We start from the raw sequence: 15,168 nt of genomic DNA on the forward strand, positions 1-15,168 counted from the left end.
AGCGGGCCGCCGGGCGCGGCCGCGCTCACGGCACGTCGTCGGCGCCGCCTGCGGCCTGCGGCCAGACCGTGCCGAGCCGGGTCTTCAGCGACTGCGGCTGCCCGCTGAACAGCTCGGCGTAGATGACCGCGTTGGACAGCACCTTCTTGACGTAGTCCCGCGTCTCGGAGAACGGGATGATCTCGGCGAAGATCGCCCCCTCGACCGGTCCCGGCAGCGTCGAGCGCCAGTTCAGCGGCCTGCCGGGGCCGGCATTGTAGGCGGCCGACGCGAGCACCGGCGAGCCGTCGAGCTTGTCGAGCACGGTGCGCAGGTAGAAGGTGCCGAACTGCAGGTTGGTCTGCAGGTCGTCGAGCTGCGAAACGCGGAAGCCCTCGACCCCCAGCTTGCGGGCGATCCAGCGGCCGGTCGCCGGCATGATCTGCATCAGCCCCTTGGCGCCGGCCGACGAGCGGGCGTCCATGATGAAGCGCGATTCCTGGCGGATCAGGCCGTAGATCCATGCCGGGTCGAGTTCGCGCGCCGCGGCCACAGGCTTGAGGTCGTCGACGAACGGAGCCACGAATCGCAGCGCGAAATCGTGCTGGTCCCGGGTGCGGTCGGCGGTGTTGACGCAGCGGTCGAGCACCTGCCGGCGGCAGGCGAACTCGGCCGCGGCCAGCAGCTGCCGGTCGTCCATGCCGCGCAGCTGGAAGTTCCACTCCCGGTTGCCCTCCAGCCGCAGGCCGATCTCGTAGAAGCGCAGCGCACGGGAGAAGCCGGGGTTGGCCGCCGCCGCCGCGATCTCGGCTTCGCCCGGGCGTTCGGCGCGCGGCGGCGTGCGGACGAGGTCGCCGAGCTCCTCGGCCGCGAGCTGGCCATAGAAGTGGAAGCCTCCGGCGACCCCGCGCAGGCGCTCGCGGCCGGCTGCCGGCTCGCCGCCCGCGAGCAGCGCGCGGCCGTGCCAGTAGGCCCAGGCGGGGTCGCTGCGACCTTCGTCGCTCATTCGCTCGACGATCCGGCGCAGCGTCGGCCACTGCTGCTCGCGCAGCGCCGCGCGGGCCATCCAGGCCAGCGTGTCGTCGCCGACCCGCGCATCGAGCGCGTTCAGCGTCCACGCATAGGCCTGCGGCGCCAGCCGCCGCATGCCGGCCGCCGCGACCTGCGACCAGGCGAAGTCCAGGTCGGCACCCCGCAGCCCGTGCCGCATCTCCTCGAGCCAGCGGGCGGCCTCCTGCGGATTGCTGCGGGCGTAGCGGCTCAGCGCGATCATCGTGATGTCGCGGCCGCCGTCCTTGGCCAGCGCCGCCAGCGGCCGGGTCCAGGCTCGCGCCACGGCCGACTGGTCCAGGCCGAGGAGCTCCGCGGCGCGCTCGACGCTGTCGCGGGAATCCGCCTCGAGCCCGGCGAGCAGGCGCCGGTGCAGGCGCTCGCGGTCGGCCAGTCGGGCCTTGCTCATCGCCGCCAGCAGGTCGCCGCAGCCGTCGCCGAGGTGGCGCGGCGCATCGACCGCGGCGTGCGCGCCGTCGGCAGGCAGGCCGCGCTCGACGCGGCCCAGCCAGTGATAGCAGTGGACCTGGTCGTCGTCGCGCAGCACCCAGGCGGCGTACTGCGCGTCGAAGAGCTCCCAGTTGCGCCGCTTGCCGAGATCGAGGAGCCAGTCGCGCCGCATCAGGTCGGCCACGACGGTGTCCTGGTGCTCGTTCAGGAAGCGGCGGATCAGGCGGTCGGCGGAGGCGGTCCCGGGCACCTCGGCGGACTGCTGCTCGCGCAGGCTCATCCGCAGGCGCCAGAACTCGAGGTACTTGGCGAGCGGGTGATCGCGATCGACGCGGCGGGCGGCGGCCTCGAATCGTGCCGGGTCGTTGCGAACGAAGGCCTGGCGCGCCTCGACGATCGCCTCGTCGGGCGTCTGCGACGCAGCCGCGGGAGGCCCGCCGGCCGCCTGCTTGGCGGGCGAATTCGTGCGCCCCTGGGCCTGGGCGAGGACGGAGGAGAGGGCGAAGGAGAGGGCGATCGTGCCTACAATCGCAAGCTTCGCGATCCGGTTTTTCATCGCCTTGTTCCGGGAACCACTCACGTGCGATCGAGCATAACACGCAGGGTCGGGGGGCAGCAGGCGCCCGACGGCGAGCGGCGCGAATTGCGCGGTGCGCTGCTCGCGGCGCGCCGCGCAATTCCCGAAGCCGAGCGTCGGCGGCTCGATGCCGCGATCGCCCGGCGGTTGGTCGACTGGCTGTCCGAACGCGAGCCGGGCGTCGTGGGCCTGTGGTGGCCGCTTGCCGGCGAGCCCGATGCGCGCCCGGTCTTCGGCGAGCTGATCGACGCCGGCTGGACGATCGCGCTGCCGCGGGTCTCTGCCCCCGGCCAGCCGCTCGCGTTCGGCCTCTGGCGGCCCGGCATCGGGATGGCCGAGGAGGCCCACCGGGTGATGGTGCCCGCGCCCTTCGAACTGGTCGCGCCCTCGCTGATCGTGGCGCCCTGCGTGGGCTTCGACCCGCGCGGCTGGCGGCTCGGCTACGGCGGCGGCTACTACGACCGCACGCTCGCCGCGCTCGACGTGCCGGCCGCGGGCGCGGCCTACGACCGTTGCGAGGTGGTGCTGGAGCCCGAGGCCCACGACCGCCGCCTGCAGGCGATCTTCACCGAATCCCGGCTTCTTCGCTGCGGCTGAGCAGCCCCGCCTCCTCGTGGCGCCGGCACCAGTCGGCGACCGAGGCGGCCGGCAGCGCCGGCGAGAAGGCGTAGCCCTGCGCGCGGTCGCAGCCGGCCGCGGCGAGCATCTCGGCGACCTGCGGCGACTCCACGGCCTCGGCCAGCGCGCGCAGCCGGAACGCGTGGGCAAGGTCGATCAGCGCGCGGACCGTTCCGTCGGCCGGTTCGCGCTCCGCCCCTTCGAGCTCGCGCACGAAGCTGCGGTCGATCTTCAGCTCGTTCAGCGGCAGCTTTCGGAACCACTCGATCGACGAATAGCCTGTGCCGAAGTCGTCCATCGACAGGTGGCAGCCGAGCTCGCGCAGCTGCTTCATGAAGTCGATCGCCGACTGCTCGTTCTGGGCGATCGCCGACTCGGTCAGCTCGAGCGTCAGCCGGTCGCCCGGAACGTTCCAGGTCGACAGCGCGTGCGACACCAGGATCGGGAAGGCAGCGTCGGCGAGGATCGTCGGCGAAAGGTTGATCGAGACCGCCAGGTCCAGGCCCTGCCCGGCCCAGAGTCTCTGGTTGCGCAACGCGCTGTTCAGCACGAACTGGGTCAGCGCCCCCATCATGCCGCGCTCCTCGCAGACCGACGCGATCAGCGACGGGCTCACCGAGGTGCCGTCGGTGCGGTTCCATCGGATCAGTGCCTCGAGGGCGACGCAGCGGCCGCTCGCGAGGTCGATCTGCGGCTGGAAGTGGACGTCGAGCGCGTTGGCGTGAAGCGCGGCGCGGATCTCGCGCTCGAGCTCGTCACGCCGCACGCGGGCCGTGTCGTCGTCGAGGCGCGAGATAAGTACCCGGGTCTCCTGCGAGCGCGCCTTCACGCAGGCCTGCGACGCGGCGCCGACCATGGACATCGGGTCGGCGAGCTTGCGCAACGAGGTCCAGGCGCCGCCGACCACCGGGCGCACCATCACGAAGGCGTGCCCGCCCTCGGGCCGGGCCACGCGGATCGGCCGCTGCAGCGTGTCGCGCAGCGTGCGGCCGGCGAGCTCGGCCAGCGAGCCGTCGGGCAGGCCGGCGAGCAGCAGCCACAGCTCGTCGTTCGCGACGAAGGCGTACCGGTCGGCCGGGCGAAGCATCGATTGCACGCGCCGCGCGATCTCGGCGAGCACGTACTGGTTCGACGGGTCCTGGGCGAGCGCGTTCAGCCGGTCGGAGCGGTGCAGGGACACGACCAGCAGCGCGGTCCGCTCGGTCGCCCCGCCGCCGCTTCCCGCGGTCAGCGCGGCGAGCAGGGCGGGCGGCGTGACCCGCTGCGAGCCGTTGCGCTTCGCGGCGGGGTCGCTGCGCCCGCCGGCTCCGGCGGGTTTGGCGTCAAGCGCCATCGGCGAGCCCCAGCACCGCGTCGAGCAGCGTCGGGTCCGGCGCGAAGGCGCCGACCGGGAGCCCCCGCGCGATGCGCAGCGCGTCGGCCGGCGCGCCCCGGCCCAGCGCGGGCAGCTCCCTGATCTCGGGGCGCGGCAGCGGCTGGCGAGCGGCGTCGGAGACGACGATCACGAACGGCTCGAGCCGGCGGATCCGGTTGTGGCCGGCGACGATCGCGATCTCGGCGCTCGACAGCTCGACCAGGCTGCCCACCGGGAAGATGCCGACGGCCTGCACGAACTGCTCGACCAGGGCTTCGTCGAACGAGCTGCCGGCCCACTCGAAGAGGCTCATCATCGCGTCCTGCGGCGCCAGCGCCTCGGCGTAGGGGCGCGGCGACACCAGCGCGGCGAAACTGTCGGCGATCGCGGCCATCCGGCCCCACACGCTTATCTCGTCGCCCTGCAGCCCCTTCGGGTAGCCCGAACCGTCGAGCCGCTCGTGGTGCTGCGCGATGCCGGCCCTGACCTCGGGCGCGAGCGACTCGGCGCGCTCGATCGCCTCCAGGCCCAGGCGCACGTGCTCCTTGACGATCGTGTGCTCGCTCGCCGACAGCATGCCGGGCTTCTCGAGCAGCGCGCGCGGCAGCCGCGCCTTGCCGGCGTCGGAAAGAAGCCCGATCAGCGCGAGCGACACGAGCGCCTCGCGGTCGAGGCCGATCGAGCGGCCCAGGGCCAGCAGGTGGATGGCCACCGCGAGCGCGTGCCGCGCCTCCCGGCTGGCCGGGCCGTGCAAGCGCGCGGCCCAGGGCGGCGCGTCGGGGTTCGCGATCATCGCGTCGACGAGGCTGGCGACGGCGGCGCCCAAGCCTGCCGGCAACGTCGCCTCGCCCGCGCGGATCGAGTCGAAGAGTTCCTCGGCCGCGCGGCTGGCGGCGGCGGTCGCCTGTCGCGCCGCGGGCAGCGCAGCCTCGAGCGCCTGCGGCTCGGGGTGGCGAACCAGGCGCGTGCCGGGCGGCAGCAGGTCGCGGGCGGCCTGCAGCGAGCGTTGCTGCCAGGCGGCGGGGTCGTCGTCGCCGGCCGAGATCCAGCGGCGCAGCCAGCCTGCCGTCAGCCCCAGCACGCCGCGCGGCGCGCCCGGCGGGGCGCCGGCCACCGCCGTGGCCCGCACGAAACGGCGGAAGCGCTCGCGGGTGTGGCTGCTGACCCGGGTGTCGACGCGGGCCCGGGCCGCGGATGCGGCGGTTCGCGCGCGGGGTGCGCCGGCGGCGGCGCGCGGGTCGCGACGGTCGCGCGGCTCCACGTGCCCGGGCTGCGCCACGAGCGGCGGCTCGGCGAGCTCCGCCTCGTGGATCCGCGCCGCCAGCCTCGGGTCGGAGCGGTCCGGGTCCACGTAGACGTAGCGGCAGTAGCGGCGCAGCGTCTCGAGCTCGATCTGGCTGTCGACGAGGAAGCCCTCGAGCAGGAAGGGCGTGTCGAGCCAGGGCCGGTCGAGCTCCACGACGTACATGCCGGAGGCGAGCTGCGACACGCCGACCCGCAGCTTGCGGGCGGTCGCCGTGGACTGCGCGACGGACGAGGGATTCATGCGGCCGATGGTAGCCAAGCGCGAATGCGGCCGGGAGGCGGCCGAGGCGGCCGCCGGGTCGGCGGCAATCCCGACCGACGAACGGTGGCGACGGTGTTGCGGCCGCGTCAGGCCGGGCCGGTGCCGGCGGCCCTGGCCGCTCGGCCCGGTCGCGGCGGCTCAGGCCGGCCCGCGCCCGCGCAGGCCCAGCGCCGCCATGATCCGCTCGCTCGCCTCGGCCTGGTTCAGCGTGTAGACGTGAAGGCCGGGCGCGCCGCCCTCGAGCAGCCGGCTGCACAGTCCGCAGACCACGTCGAGCCCGAAGGCGCGGATCGACGCGAGGTCGTCGCCGAAGCCGGCAAGCCGGGTGCGGATCCAGCGCGGGATCTCGGCGCCGCAGGCGTCGGAGAAGCGCGCGAGCTGCACGAAGTTGTTGATCGGCATGATGCCGGGAAAGATCGGCGCGAGAACGCCGGCGCGCGCCGCCTCGTCGCGAAAGCGGAAGTAGGCGTCGGCGTTGTAGAAGTACTGCGTGATCGCCGAGTCGGCGCCCGCCTTCATCTTGGTCACGAAGGCGCTCAGGTCGTCCCCGGCCGAGCGCGCCTGCGGGTGGACCTCCGGATAGGCCGCCACCTCGATGTGGAACCAGTCGCCGCAGTGCTCGCGCACGAACGCGACCAGGTCGCTCGCGTAACGGAAGTCGCCGGTGTCGACCATGCCCGAGGGCAGGTCGCCGCGCAGCGCCACCAGCCTGCGGATGCCGCGCGCCCGATAGACGTCGAGCAGCTCGGCGACCGAGGCGCGGGTGGCGCCGATGCACGACAGGTGCGGCGCGACCCGGTGGCCCTCGGCCGCGATCTCGTCGACGATGGCCATCGTCTTGTCGCGGGTCGAGCCGCCGGCGCCGTAGGTGACGCTGAAGAAGCTCGGTCCGAGCGCCGCGAGCCGCGCGCGGACCTCGCGCAGCTTGCGCGCGCCCTCTGGGGTGTTGGGCGGGAAGAACTCGAAGCTGAGGTCGATCGCCGCTTTCTGGGTAGGGGTATGGGTCATTTCACTGCGTGAAGGAAGAATTCGCGGTTGCCGTCGCCGCCGCGGATCGGGCTGTCGTGCCAGCTGCGCGGCGACAGGCCCGCCTCGCGGGCGGCCGCCTCGATCCGCGCGCGCACCTCGGCGTAGCGCCGCTCGTCGCGGACGATGCCGCGCGAGTCGACGCCGCCGGGCCCCACCTCGAACTGCGGCTTGACCAGCGCGAGCAGCGTGCCGCCCGGGCGCAGCAGCGCCGCGGCCGGGGCGAGCGCGTGGGCGAGCGAGATGAAGCTCAGGTCGGCCACCGCCAGGTCGAAACCCCCGGGCGGCCTTGCCGCGGCGAAGGCGGCCGGCGCGTCCGCGCCGGCCAGCGCCCTGACGTTGACGCCCTCGAGCGCGACGACCCGGGGATCGTCGCGCAGCGACGGATGCAACTGGCCGTGGCCCACGTCGATGCCGACGACGCGCGCGGCGCCGGCCTGCAGCAGGCAGTCGGTGAAGCCGCCGGTGCTCTGGCCGAGGTCCAGGCAGGCCATGCCGCGCGGATCGACGCCGGCGGCGGCCAGCGCGCCCTCGAGCTTCAGGCCGCCGCGCGACACGAAGCGCGGCCGGGCGGCGTCGTCCACCAGCAGCTCGGCGTCGTCGGCCAGCGCGGCCGAGGGCTTGCGCAGCGGCTCGAGCCCGGCCGCCGTGCGCAGCCGCACAGCGCCCGCCTCGATCAGCTCGCGGGCGCGGGTGCGCGAGGCCGCCAGGCCCCGCGCCACCAGCAACTGGTCGGCGCGCACGACGCGGTCGCCGCGGTCAGGGGCCTGCCGCCGGGCCGCGATCAGTAGCGGTAGCTGTCGGGCTTGTACGGACCCTCGACCGGCACGCCGATGTAGCCGGCCTGCTCGGGAGTGAGCTCGGTGAGCATCGCGCCGAGCTTCTTCAGCTGCAGCCGGGCGACCTTCTCGTCGAGGTGCTTGGGCAGCACGTACACCTTGCCGCGCTCGTAGTAGTCGCGGTGGCCCCACAGCTCGATCTGCGCGATCACCTGGTTGGCGAAGGACGAGCTCATCACGTACGACGGGTGCCCGGTCGCGCAGCCCAGGTTCACCAGCCGGCCCTCGGCCAGCAGGATGATCCGCTTCTCGGGGCGGTCGCCCTCGGCGGGGAAGATCACGTGGTCGACCTGCGGCTTGATCTCCTCCCAGCGGCAGTTCTTCTTCAGCCCGGCGACGTCGATCTCGTTGTCGAAGTGGCCGATGTTGCAGACGATCGCCTGGTCCTTCATCCGCGCCATGTGCTCGTAGGTGATCACGTCGCGGTTGCCGGTGGCGGTCACGAAGATGTCGGCCTTGTCGGCGGCGTAGTCCATCGTGACCACGCGATAGCCTTCCATGGCCGCCTGCAGCGCGCAGATCGGGTCGCACTCGGTGATCCACACCTGCGCCGACAGCGCGCGCAGCGCCTGCGCCGAGCCCTTGCCCACGTCGCCGTAGCCGCAGACCACCGCGACCTTGCCGGCGATCATCACGTCGGTGGCGCGCTTGATGCCGTCGACCAGCGATTCGCGGCAGCCGTACAGGTTGTCGAACTTGCTCTTGGTGACCGAGTCGTTGACGTTGATCGCGCGGAAGGCCAGCTCGCCCTTCGCGGACATCTGGTACAGGCGCTTGACGCCGGTGGTGGTCTCCTCGGTGACGCCGACGATCGCGTTCAGCTGGCGCTCGTACCAGCCGGCATCCTTCGCGAGCTGGCGGCGGATCGACTCGAACAGCTCGACCTCTTCCTCGCTGCCCGGGTTCGAGAGGATCGACGGGTCCTTCGCGGCCTTCGAGCCGAGGTGGATCAGCAGCGTGGCGTCGCCGCCGTCGTCGAGGATCATGTTCGAGGGCTGGCCGTCTGCCCAGTCGAAGATCCGGTGGGTGTAGTCCCAGTACTCGGCGAGCGTCTCGCCCTTGTGCGCGAACACCGGGATGCCCGCGGCGGCGATCGCGGCGGCGGCGTGGTCCTGCGTGGAGAAGATGTTGCACGAGGCCCAGCGCACCTGCGCGCCGAGCGCGGTCAGCGTCTCGATCAGCACGGCGGTCTGGATCGTCATGTGCAGCGAGCCGGTGATGCGCGCGCCTTTCAGCGGCTGGCTGGCGGCGTATTCCTCGCGGATCGCCATCAGGCCGGGCATCTCGGTCTCGGCGATGCGGATTTCCTTGCGGCCCCAGTCGGCCAGGGACAGGTCGGCGACCCGGAAGTCGTTGCCGGCGGCAGCGCCGGCTTTCGTTTGGAGAACGGCGGACATGATCACTCCATCTGGGTGATCCGTGTCGCGGGCGGGGGGATGGGGCCGGAAGCTTCCGGGCCGGGCCCGTCTGCCCGTGACGGATCACGGTTAGACGAGCGCCGTTGCGGGAACGATCCCGAGCCTGGCGGCGGCCGGAATGCCGGCCGCCGTTGCAGCGCTCCTCGGGAAGCGAAAATTATATCGCGAGCAGGTGATAGTCGCGCAGCTGCAGGCCGTAGGCGCCGGCCGGCAGGCCGCGCGAGATCCGTACCCGCAGGCCGCGATAGATCTCGTCGGGGCCGCGCTCGCCCGTCGGGTCGCCGCGAAGTGGCCCCTTGTCGGGGCCGGTCAGGACGACGAGCCTCGGGCGCATGAACGCTCCGGGACTGCGGTCCACGACGGCCGCGACCTCACCGGACGAGAGCTCCACCAGCGAGCCGACCGGGAAGGGGCCCACCATGGCGACGAAGCGCTCGACGAGTTCGCGGCAGAAGAGCCTGCCGGACCAGCCGAGCAGCGCGGCCAGCGCATCCTCGGCGGACAAGGCGTTCGCATAGGGCCGCGACGTGGTCAGTGCCGCGTAGGTGTCGACGATGGCCGCCATCCGGCCGAACTGGCCGATCGCGCTGCCTTCGAGCCCGGCCGGATAGCCGGTGCCGTCGAGCCGCTCGTGGTGCTCCGCGATCCCGCGCATCGCGTTCGGGGGCACGCCGCCGGCGCGTTCGAGCAGGTCGAGCGCGATCGACACGTGCTGCTTGACCAGCGCGAAGTCGACCGCGTTCAGGACGCCGGGGTGCTCGAGCAGGTCGCGCGGCAGCAGCGACTTGCCGATGTCCGCCAGCAGACCGATCGTCGCGAGTTCCAGCAGGGACTCGCGCGGCATGCCCAGGTGCCGGCCGAATTCCGCCAGCAGCAGCGCGTCGACGATCGCCGGCTCCCAGCGGCCGGCGCGGCTCGAGTGGACGGCGGCCAGCCAGCGCCCCGCGTCCGGGCAGGCGATCACGATCGACACGACCGCGTCGGCAGCGGCGAGGATCGCCGCGACGTCGAGGGTGCGCCCCTGTCGGGGCGCCGCGAGCACTGTCGACAGGTCCTGCGCCACGCGCAGGAAGGCCGGCCGGATGGCGGGCAGCGAATCGCCGAGCGTCGACGGATCGGGCCAGCGGAACGCGGCGGCCGACGGATCGCCGGCGTCGTGGCGATCGCCCGGGGCGAGCCGTGCCGGCACGGCCGGCCTGCCCGCGATCCGCGACAGCCACCGCTGCAGCAAGCGTTCGCCGCCGGCGGGAGACGCCCCGGCGAGCGAGCCCGGCCCTCCGCCGGGCAGGCGTCCGTCCTCGAGGAGCCCGGCGATCTGCCTGACACGATCGCGGCCGCCCAGGGGCAGCCTGACATCGTTCCGGGCCGGGCTGCCGCGCCTCCGCCAGCCCGCTTCGATGCCGGCGGGGACGTTGCCGGTCGGAGCGCCGGCGGCCGGGCCATCATCGCCTGCCGAGGCAGCAGCGAGAATCTGCCCGACAGCCCTGATGTCGGAGAGTCGCGCGTCGACAAGGACTTCGCGGCAATGCTCGCGCAGCGCCTCGAGGTGCGCGTCGCTTTCGATCAGCAGGCCGGCGTCGGGCAAGGGCGTGTCGGTCCAGGGGCGATCGAGTTCGGCCACGAACATGCCGATCGCGAGCCGGCGCGCCGGAATCCAGGCGAGGCTGCCGATCGAGTCGGGCACGGCCAACTCGATGGGTTCCTGGGCGGCATCGAGCGTGGGAGCAGGCATTGCGGGGGCGCTCAGGGAGCCGGTGGACTGACTTGCCCCGAGCCTATCCCGCCTGCGCCCCGCGATCGGCGTGGCCGGGCCGGCGACCCGCCGAGCGGCGGCAAGGCCGGGGCCGAATGGTCTGCCGGCCGTTGTCGTCGGGCGACTGCCGCGACGATGCCGCCGGCCCGCGGCGCGAAGCCGGGTCCTTACTTCTGCCGCGCGATGATCCGGTCGGTGATCTCGTCGTAGACCGACTGCGGAACGATGCCGCGCCGGACCAGTTCGTCCTTGCCGCGGTAGGGGCGGCCCTTGACGATCGCGGCTGCGCGCACCGGCCCGATGCCCTTCAGCGTCTGCAGTTCCTCGACGCTCGCGCTGTTCAGGTCGATCTTCGAGGCGGCGGGCGCCTGCGCCGCGGCCGGCTTCGGGTCGGCGGCCTTGCCGGTGCCCTGGGCGAGGGCGAGGCCGGAGGACAGCAGCAGTCCGGCGAAGGTCGCGGCCAGCATCCGCGACAGCGCTTTCTTCATTCGAGTTCTCCTGGAGGGATCGGGCGTTCCGCCCGCCATGTCTTCCGGGCGGAACGCCCTGACCGACCGGCACGCAGCGCTCGGCGCTACACTCGCAACATGAAGCGAATCTCCGATCTGCGCAAGAGCTACGAGCGCGGCGAGCTCGACGAGGCGCACGCGGCCGACGACCCGCTGCGGCAGTTCCAGGCCTGGCTGCACGAGGCGATCGAGGCGGGCGTGCCGGAGCCGAACGCGATGACGGTCGCCACGGTCGGCCCCGACGGCCGGCCGTCCACCCGCGTCGTGCTGATCAAGCAGGCCGACGAGCAGGGCATCGTCTGGTACACGAACTACGAGAGCCGCAAGGGGCGCGAGCTGGCCGGCAACCCGTTCGCCGCGCTGCAGTTCCACTGGGTCGAGCTCGAGCGCGTGGTGCGCATCGAGGGGCCGGTCACGAAGGTCGAGGGTCCCGAGGCCGACGAGTACTTCGCGTCGCGCCCGCTCGCGTCGCGCATCGGCGCCTGGGCCTCGGAGCAGAGCCGGCCGATCTCGTCGCGCGCGGTGCTGGTCAAGCGTGCGGCGGAGTTCGGCCTCAAGTTCGGCACGCATCCGCCGCGTCCGCCGCACTGGGGCGGCTTCAGGCTGGCGCCCGATCGCTGGGAGTTCTGGCAGGGCCGGCCGTCCCGGCTTCACGACCGGCTGGTCTATCGCCGCGCCGACGGCGGCGGCTGGCTCAAGGAGCGGCTGGCGCCCTGACCTGCAAGGCGGGGTCGCGGCTGGAAGGCGGCTGTCGCTGCGTGCGCCGGCCGTCGCCCGGCGGTTTTCAGTGCAGTCGGGCCCGCAGCAACTCCAGCAGGGCCTGCGGCAGGATCACCAACGGATTGTTCTCGCGCCGCATGTCGGTGACCAGGTCCCGAAGCTGGGGCGCGAGGTCGACGAGGCCGGCCATGGCCTCTTCGTCGCTGGCCGCGGCGAGCCGCTCGAGCCGCCGCGCGATCAGCGGCGCGCAGAGGGTGCAGGCATCCCGCGGCGGGCTCGTCGGTTCCGGCTGCGAGCAGCGGGTGGCCAGCCCGACCAGCGCGAGTCGCGTCGCAATCTTGATTCTCGGCTCGTCGGCCAGCGTTTCGGTGAGCTCGTCCGCCGGCAGCACTTCGGGCAGGCCGGGACAGCGCTCGAGCAGGCGGGACACCGCGAGGAGAACGGGATTCATCGCCGCATTGAACCCCGGCGATCCGCTCCGGGGTTTGATCGTCATCATCCCGGGCGGCAAATGCCCACGAAATCTGGGGGAATCCTTGATCCGGCGCGTTCGCGCCCGGATGATCCGCGCTTTCCCTCAAGGGGAGTAGCTACGGACCGGAGTTCACCGGTCCGCGGTCGATCCGGTCAATCCGGGCGGAGCCCTCCGCCCTCGGATCGCACCCGGTGAAACGCGTTCCGCCGCAGGAGCGCGTCCCGCTGGCAAGACCTTGAAGACGTGGGTCGGCTTCGGCCGGCTGCGGGCCATCGCGTGGGGGCCCGGCGTCTTTACGGGTCGGCTTGCCCGCGCTGGTTCCTGTCGATGCCAACTCCCGATCCCGCTTTCGGGCCGGCCAGTGCGTGTGTGCGCTCCGGTCTCCCTTCTTCGCGAAGCCCGCGGCGCCTCGGCTTCCGCCTTTCCCTGGTCCTGTTCGCCGGCGCGCTCGGCTGGGGCGGCGCGCAGGCCCAGGAAGCCCGCTTCGGCCTCGACCAGCTGATCGAGCGCGCGCGGGCCGAGAGCCCGACGATGGCGGCGGTGCGCGCCGAAGCGCTCGCCGCGCGCGCCGGGGTGGCCACTGCGCGCGCCTATCCGAATCCGGAGCTGCAGGCGGGCGGGTCGAACTCGAGCGCGCGGATCGCCGGCGCGCCCGCCGGCAGCGGCAATTCGATCGCGATCACGCAGCGCATCGAATCCCCGACTCTTCGCGAGGCCCGGGGCCGCGGCTCGGAGGCGGCGGCGCAGGCCGCCGGGCACGCGGTGCAGGCCACCGAGCAGGCGCTGGTGGCCAACGTGCGCATCCGCTTCTTCGACCTGCTGCGAGCCCGCGAGCTGGTGACGGCCGCGCGCCAGGACCTCGGCCTCGCCGAGCTGATCCGCGATCGCGTGGCCGTGCGGGTCTCGACCGGCGAGGCGCCGCGCTTCGACCTGATCCGGGCGGAGACCGAAGCGGCCCGAGCGCGAACCGCGCTGGCGCAGCGCCAGGGCGAGCTCGCCGCCGCGCGCGCCCGGCTGCGCGAGCTGGTCGCGCCCTCCCTGCCCGAGTCCTTCGACGTGGACGGCGACTTCCAGGCTTCGCTGCCGCCCGCCGATCCGGGGCTGCTCGGAGACGGCGTGATTGCGGTCCACCCCGAGCTTCGGCTCGCCGAGGCGGAGCGCGAGCGGGCGCGCTGGCAGGTGCAGGTCGAGCGCGCGAACCTGATGCCCGGCGTCGATCTCTTCCTCGCCCGCGAGCGGACCCCGGACCTCGACACGACGCGCGCCGGGATCGGCGTCCGGATCCCGCTGTTCGACCGGCGCGCCGGCCCGATCGAGGAGGCGCGACAGCGCCAGGCCCGGGCCGACGCGATCGCCGAGCAGCGGGCCTTCGAACTGCGCCAGCGCCTGGAGGCGGCCTGGCATCGCTACGAGGCGGCCCGTTCCACCGTGGCCGCGCTCGAGAACGGCGTGCTCGAGAAGGCGGAGGCGGCGCTCGGCGTCGCCGAGGCCGCCTATCGCTTCGGCGAGCGCGGGATCCTCGATTACCTCGACGCGCAGCGGCAGTACCGCCAGCTGCGGATCGAACTCATCGGCAGCCGCTTCGAGGCCTTCGCCGCCCAGGCGGAGCTCGAGCAACTCGCTTCTTCCTTCTTCCGTGGGAACTGACATGAACAAGCGCTTTCTCGTTCGTTCCGGGGGCTCGATCCTCGCCGCGCTGGCGATTGCCGGCTGCACCGGGGGCGAGCCCGCCACCGACGCCAGGTCCCAGGCAGCGGATCCGGCGCCACCGGTCGCCTCGACGCCCGACCTGGTCCGCCCCTCGGAGGGCGCGGCGCGCTATCTCGAGACCGGGCAGCCCGACGAGCGGGTGGTCCGCGAAATGCTGCGCATTCCCGGCCGGATCGAGGCCAACGAGGACCGCACCGCCAGGATCGGCGCGCCGATCACCGGCCGGGTGACCGCGATCCACGCGGTGGTCGGACAGCAGGTCCGCAAGGGCGACCTGCTGGCGGAAATCAGCAGCCCCGAGCTGTCGACCGCTCAGCTCGCCTTCCTGAAGGCGCACTCCGCCGAGAACCTCGCGCAGCGCGCCGCCGAGCGCGCCCGCCTGCTGCTCGACGCCGGCGTGATCGGCTCGGCCGAGCTGCAGCGGCGCGAGAGCGAGCTCGCGATCTCGCGCGCCGAGACCCGCGCGGCCCGCGACCAGCTGCGAACGCTCGGCCTGTCGGCCGGCGCGATCGACCGGCTGCAGGGCACCGGCCAGATCCTCGCGGCCGCGCCGATCACCGCGACCAAGAGCGGCACGGTGATCGCGCGCCGGGCCGCGCTGGGCCAGGTCGCGGAACCCGCCGACGAGCTCTTCACGATCACCGACCTGCGCGCGCTGTGGGCGGTCGCCGACGTGCCCGAGAAGGACGTCCGGTACGTGGGCCTCGGCCAGCGGGTCGTGCTGGAGGTGCCGGCGCTCGGCGAGCGCGAGATCGAGGGAGACGTGTCGCACGTGGCCGACCTGGTCGACCCGCAGACGCGGACGGTCAGGGTCCGCATGGAGCTGGCCAATCCGTCCGGCGAGTTCAAGCCGGCGATGCTCGCGTCGATGCGGCTGGCGGGCGAGGCGCGTCGCCAGGTCGTCGTGCCGAAGGCGGCGCTGGTCAGGGACGGCAATCGCGATCACGTCTTCGTGGCGGACGAGGCCGGCGCGTTCCGGCTGCGGTCGGTCACGATCGGGCCCGAGGACGGCGACAACCGGGTCGTGCTCGACGGGCTGAAGGCGGGGGAGACGATCGCGATCGCGGGCGCCTTCCACCTGAACAACGAGCGCCGCCAGCTCGCGAACGGGGGGCGCTGACCG

General features: G+C 73.3%; 13 protein-coding genes and 1 riboswitch. Of the genes, 4 read left to right on the top strand and 9 right to left on the bottom strand.

Going from position 1 to position 15,168, the window contains the following annotated elements:
• Window positions 1-25: 25 nt before the first annotated feature.
• Window positions 26-2,035, bottom strand: a complete 2,010-nt coding sequence (locus tag M6I34_RS14055; protein WP_272486306.1) for a lytic transglycosylase domain-containing protein — start codon at window positions 2,033-2,035, stop codon at window positions 26-28.
• Window positions 2,036-2,059: 24 nt separating this feature from the next.
• On the opposite strand from M6I34_RS14055, the gene M6I34_RS14060 reads away from it, so the two are divergent.
• On the top strand, window positions 2,060-2,653 hold the full coding sequence (locus M6I34_RS14060) for a 5-formyltetrahydrofolate cyclo-ligase (protein ID WP_272486307.1): 594 nt from the start codon (window positions 2,060-2,062) through the stop codon (window positions 2,651-2,653).
• Here M6I34_RS14060 and M6I34_RS14065 read toward each other — a convergent pair.
• The 7 genes from M6I34_RS14065 to M6I34_RS14095 all read right to left on the bottom strand — a co-directional run bounded on the left by M6I34_RS14065 (window position 2,622) and on the right by M6I34_RS14095 (window position 11,119).
• Complete coding sequence (locus M6I34_RS14065; protein WP_272486308.1) at window positions 2,622-4,007, bottom strand: EAL domain-containing protein; 1,386 nt, start codon at window positions 4,005-4,007, stop codon at window positions 2,622-2,624. The two genes, M6I34_RS14060 and M6I34_RS14065, sit on opposite strands and share 32 nt — an antisense overlap.
• Window positions 3,997-5,574 carry a cyclic di-GMP phosphodiesterase gene (locus tag M6I34_RS14070; protein WP_272486309.1) on the bottom strand — a complete coding sequence of 526 codons (1,578 nt, stop codon included), beginning with the start codon at window positions 5,572-5,574 and terminating at the stop codon, window positions 3,997-3,999. The genes M6I34_RS14065 and M6I34_RS14070 overlap by 11 nt, the downstream gene beginning before the upstream one ends.
• Before the next feature lie 159 nt (window positions 5,575-5,733).
• Complete coding sequence (gene metF, locus M6I34_RS14075; RefSeq protein WP_272486310.1) at window positions 5,734-6,603, bottom strand: methylenetetrahydrofolate reductase [NAD(P)H]; 870 nt, start codon at window positions 6,601-6,603, stop codon at window positions 5,734-5,736.
• Complete coding sequence (locus M6I34_RS14080) at window positions 6,600-7,364, bottom strand: TlyA family RNA methyltransferase (RefSeq protein ID WP_272486311.1); 765 nt, start codon at window positions 7,362-7,364, stop codon at window positions 6,600-6,602. The genes metF and M6I34_RS14080 overlap by 4 nt, the downstream gene beginning before the upstream one ends.
• Before the next feature lie 41 nt (window positions 7,365-7,405).
• Window positions 7,406-8,857 (bottom strand): adenosylhomocysteinase, encoded by a 1,452-nt coding sequence (gene ahcY, locus M6I34_RS14085; protein WP_272486312.1) that lies wholly within the window; start codon window positions 8,855-8,857, stop codon window positions 7,406-7,408.
• 89 nt (window positions 8,858-8,946) lie between these two features.
• Window positions 8,947-9,029, bottom strand: a riboswitch (S-adenosyl-L-homocysteine riboswitch).
• A gap of 6 nt (window positions 9,030-9,035) precedes the next feature.
• Window positions 9,036-10,610 (bottom strand): cyclic di-GMP phosphodiesterase, encoded by a 1,575-nt coding sequence (locus M6I34_RS14090; protein WP_272486313.1) that lies wholly within the window; start codon window positions 10,608-10,610, stop codon window positions 9,036-9,038.
• A gap of 188 nt (window positions 10,611-10,798) precedes the next feature.
• On the bottom strand, window positions 10,799-11,119 hold the full coding sequence (locus M6I34_RS14095) for a ComEA family DNA-binding protein (RefSeq protein ID WP_272486314.1): 321 nt from the start codon (window positions 11,117-11,119) through the stop codon (window positions 10,799-10,801).
• Between the two features lie 99 nt (window positions 11,120-11,218).
• Between M6I34_RS14095 and pdxH the strand changes: the two genes are divergently transcribed.
• The gene (gene pdxH / locus M6I34_RS14100; RefSeq protein ID WP_272486315.1) at window positions 11,219-11,857 is read left to right on the top strand and encodes a pyridoxamine 5'-phosphate oxidase; all 639 of its coding nucleotides are present in this window, start codon (window positions 11,219-11,221) and stop codon (window positions 11,855-11,857) included.
• A 67-nt stretch (window positions 11,858-11,924) separates the two neighbouring features.
• Here the strand turns inward: pdxH and M6I34_RS14105 are convergent, their stop codons facing one another.
• Entirely contained in the window at window positions 11,925-12,311 is a 387-nt protein-coding gene (locus tag M6I34_RS14105; RefSeq protein ID WP_272486316.1) for a hypothetical protein, read from the bottom strand.
• Window positions 12,312-12,704: 393 nt separating this feature from the next.
• Here M6I34_RS14105 and M6I34_RS14110 point away from each other — a divergent pair, with 393 nt between their 5' ends.
• Both M6I34_RS14110 and M6I34_RS14115 read left to right on the top strand, forming a co-directional pair.
• Window positions 12,705-13,982 carry a TolC family protein gene (locus tag M6I34_RS14110; RefSeq protein WP_272486317.1) on the top strand — a complete coding sequence of 426 codons (1,278 nt, stop codon included), beginning with the start codon at window positions 12,705-12,707 and terminating at the stop codon, window positions 13,980-13,982.
• A 1-nt stretch (window position 13,983) separates the two neighbouring features.
• A complete protein-coding gene (locus tag M6I34_RS14115) occupies window positions 13,984-15,165 on the top strand; it encodes an efflux RND transporter periplasmic adaptor subunit (RefSeq protein WP_272486318.1) in 1,182 nt (393 codons plus the stop codon).
• Window positions 15,166-15,168: the final 3 nt, after the last annotated feature.

It is taken from the genome of Zeimonas sediminis, assembly GCF_023721795.1.
Taxonomy (GTDB): Bacteria; Pseudomonadota; Gammaproteobacteria; order Burkholderiales; family Burkholderiaceae_E; genus Zeimonas; species Zeimonas sediminis.

Bases quoted from the DNA above. Each gene is read 5' to 3' on its own strand.
- ahcY (WP_272486312.1), bottom strand. From the start codon at position 8,857: ATGTCCGCCGTTCTCCAAACGAAAGCCGGCGCTGCCGCCGGCAACGAC.
- pdxH (WP_272486315.1), top strand. From the start codon at position 11,219: ATGAAGCGAATCTCCGATCTGCGCAAGAGCTACGAGCGCGGCGAGCTC.
- M6I34_RS14065 (WP_272486308.1), bottom strand. From the start codon at position 4,007: ATGGCGCTTGACGCCAAACCCGCCGGAGCCGGCGGGCGCAGCGACCCC.
- M6I34_RS14070 (WP_272486309.1), bottom strand. From the start codon at position 5,574: ATGAATCCCTCGTCCGTCGCGCAGTCCACGGCGACCGCCCGCAAGCTG.
- M6I34_RS14055 (WP_272486306.1), bottom strand. From the start codon at position 2,035: ATGAAAAACCGGATCGCGAAGCTTGCGATTGTAGGCACGATCGCCCTC.
- M6I34_RS14090 (WP_272486313.1), bottom strand. From the start codon at position 10,610: ATGCCTGCTCCCACGCTCGATGCCGCCCAGGAACCCATCGAGTTGGCC.
- M6I34_RS14095 (WP_272486314.1), bottom strand. From the start codon at position 11,119: ATGAAGAAAGCGCTGTCGCGGATGCTGGCCGCGACCTTCGCCGGACTG.
- M6I34_RS14105 (WP_272486316.1), bottom strand. From the start codon at position 12,311: ATGAATCCCGTTCTCCTCGCGGTGTCCCGCCTGCTCGAGCGCTGTCCC.
- M6I34_RS14115 (WP_272486318.1), top strand. From the start codon at position 13,984: ATGAACAAGCGCTTTCTCGTTCGTTCCGGGGGCTCGATCCTCGCCGCG.
- metF (WP_272486310.1), bottom strand. From the start codon at position 6,603: ATGACCCATACCCCTACCCAGAAAGCGGCGATCGACCTCAGCTTCGAG.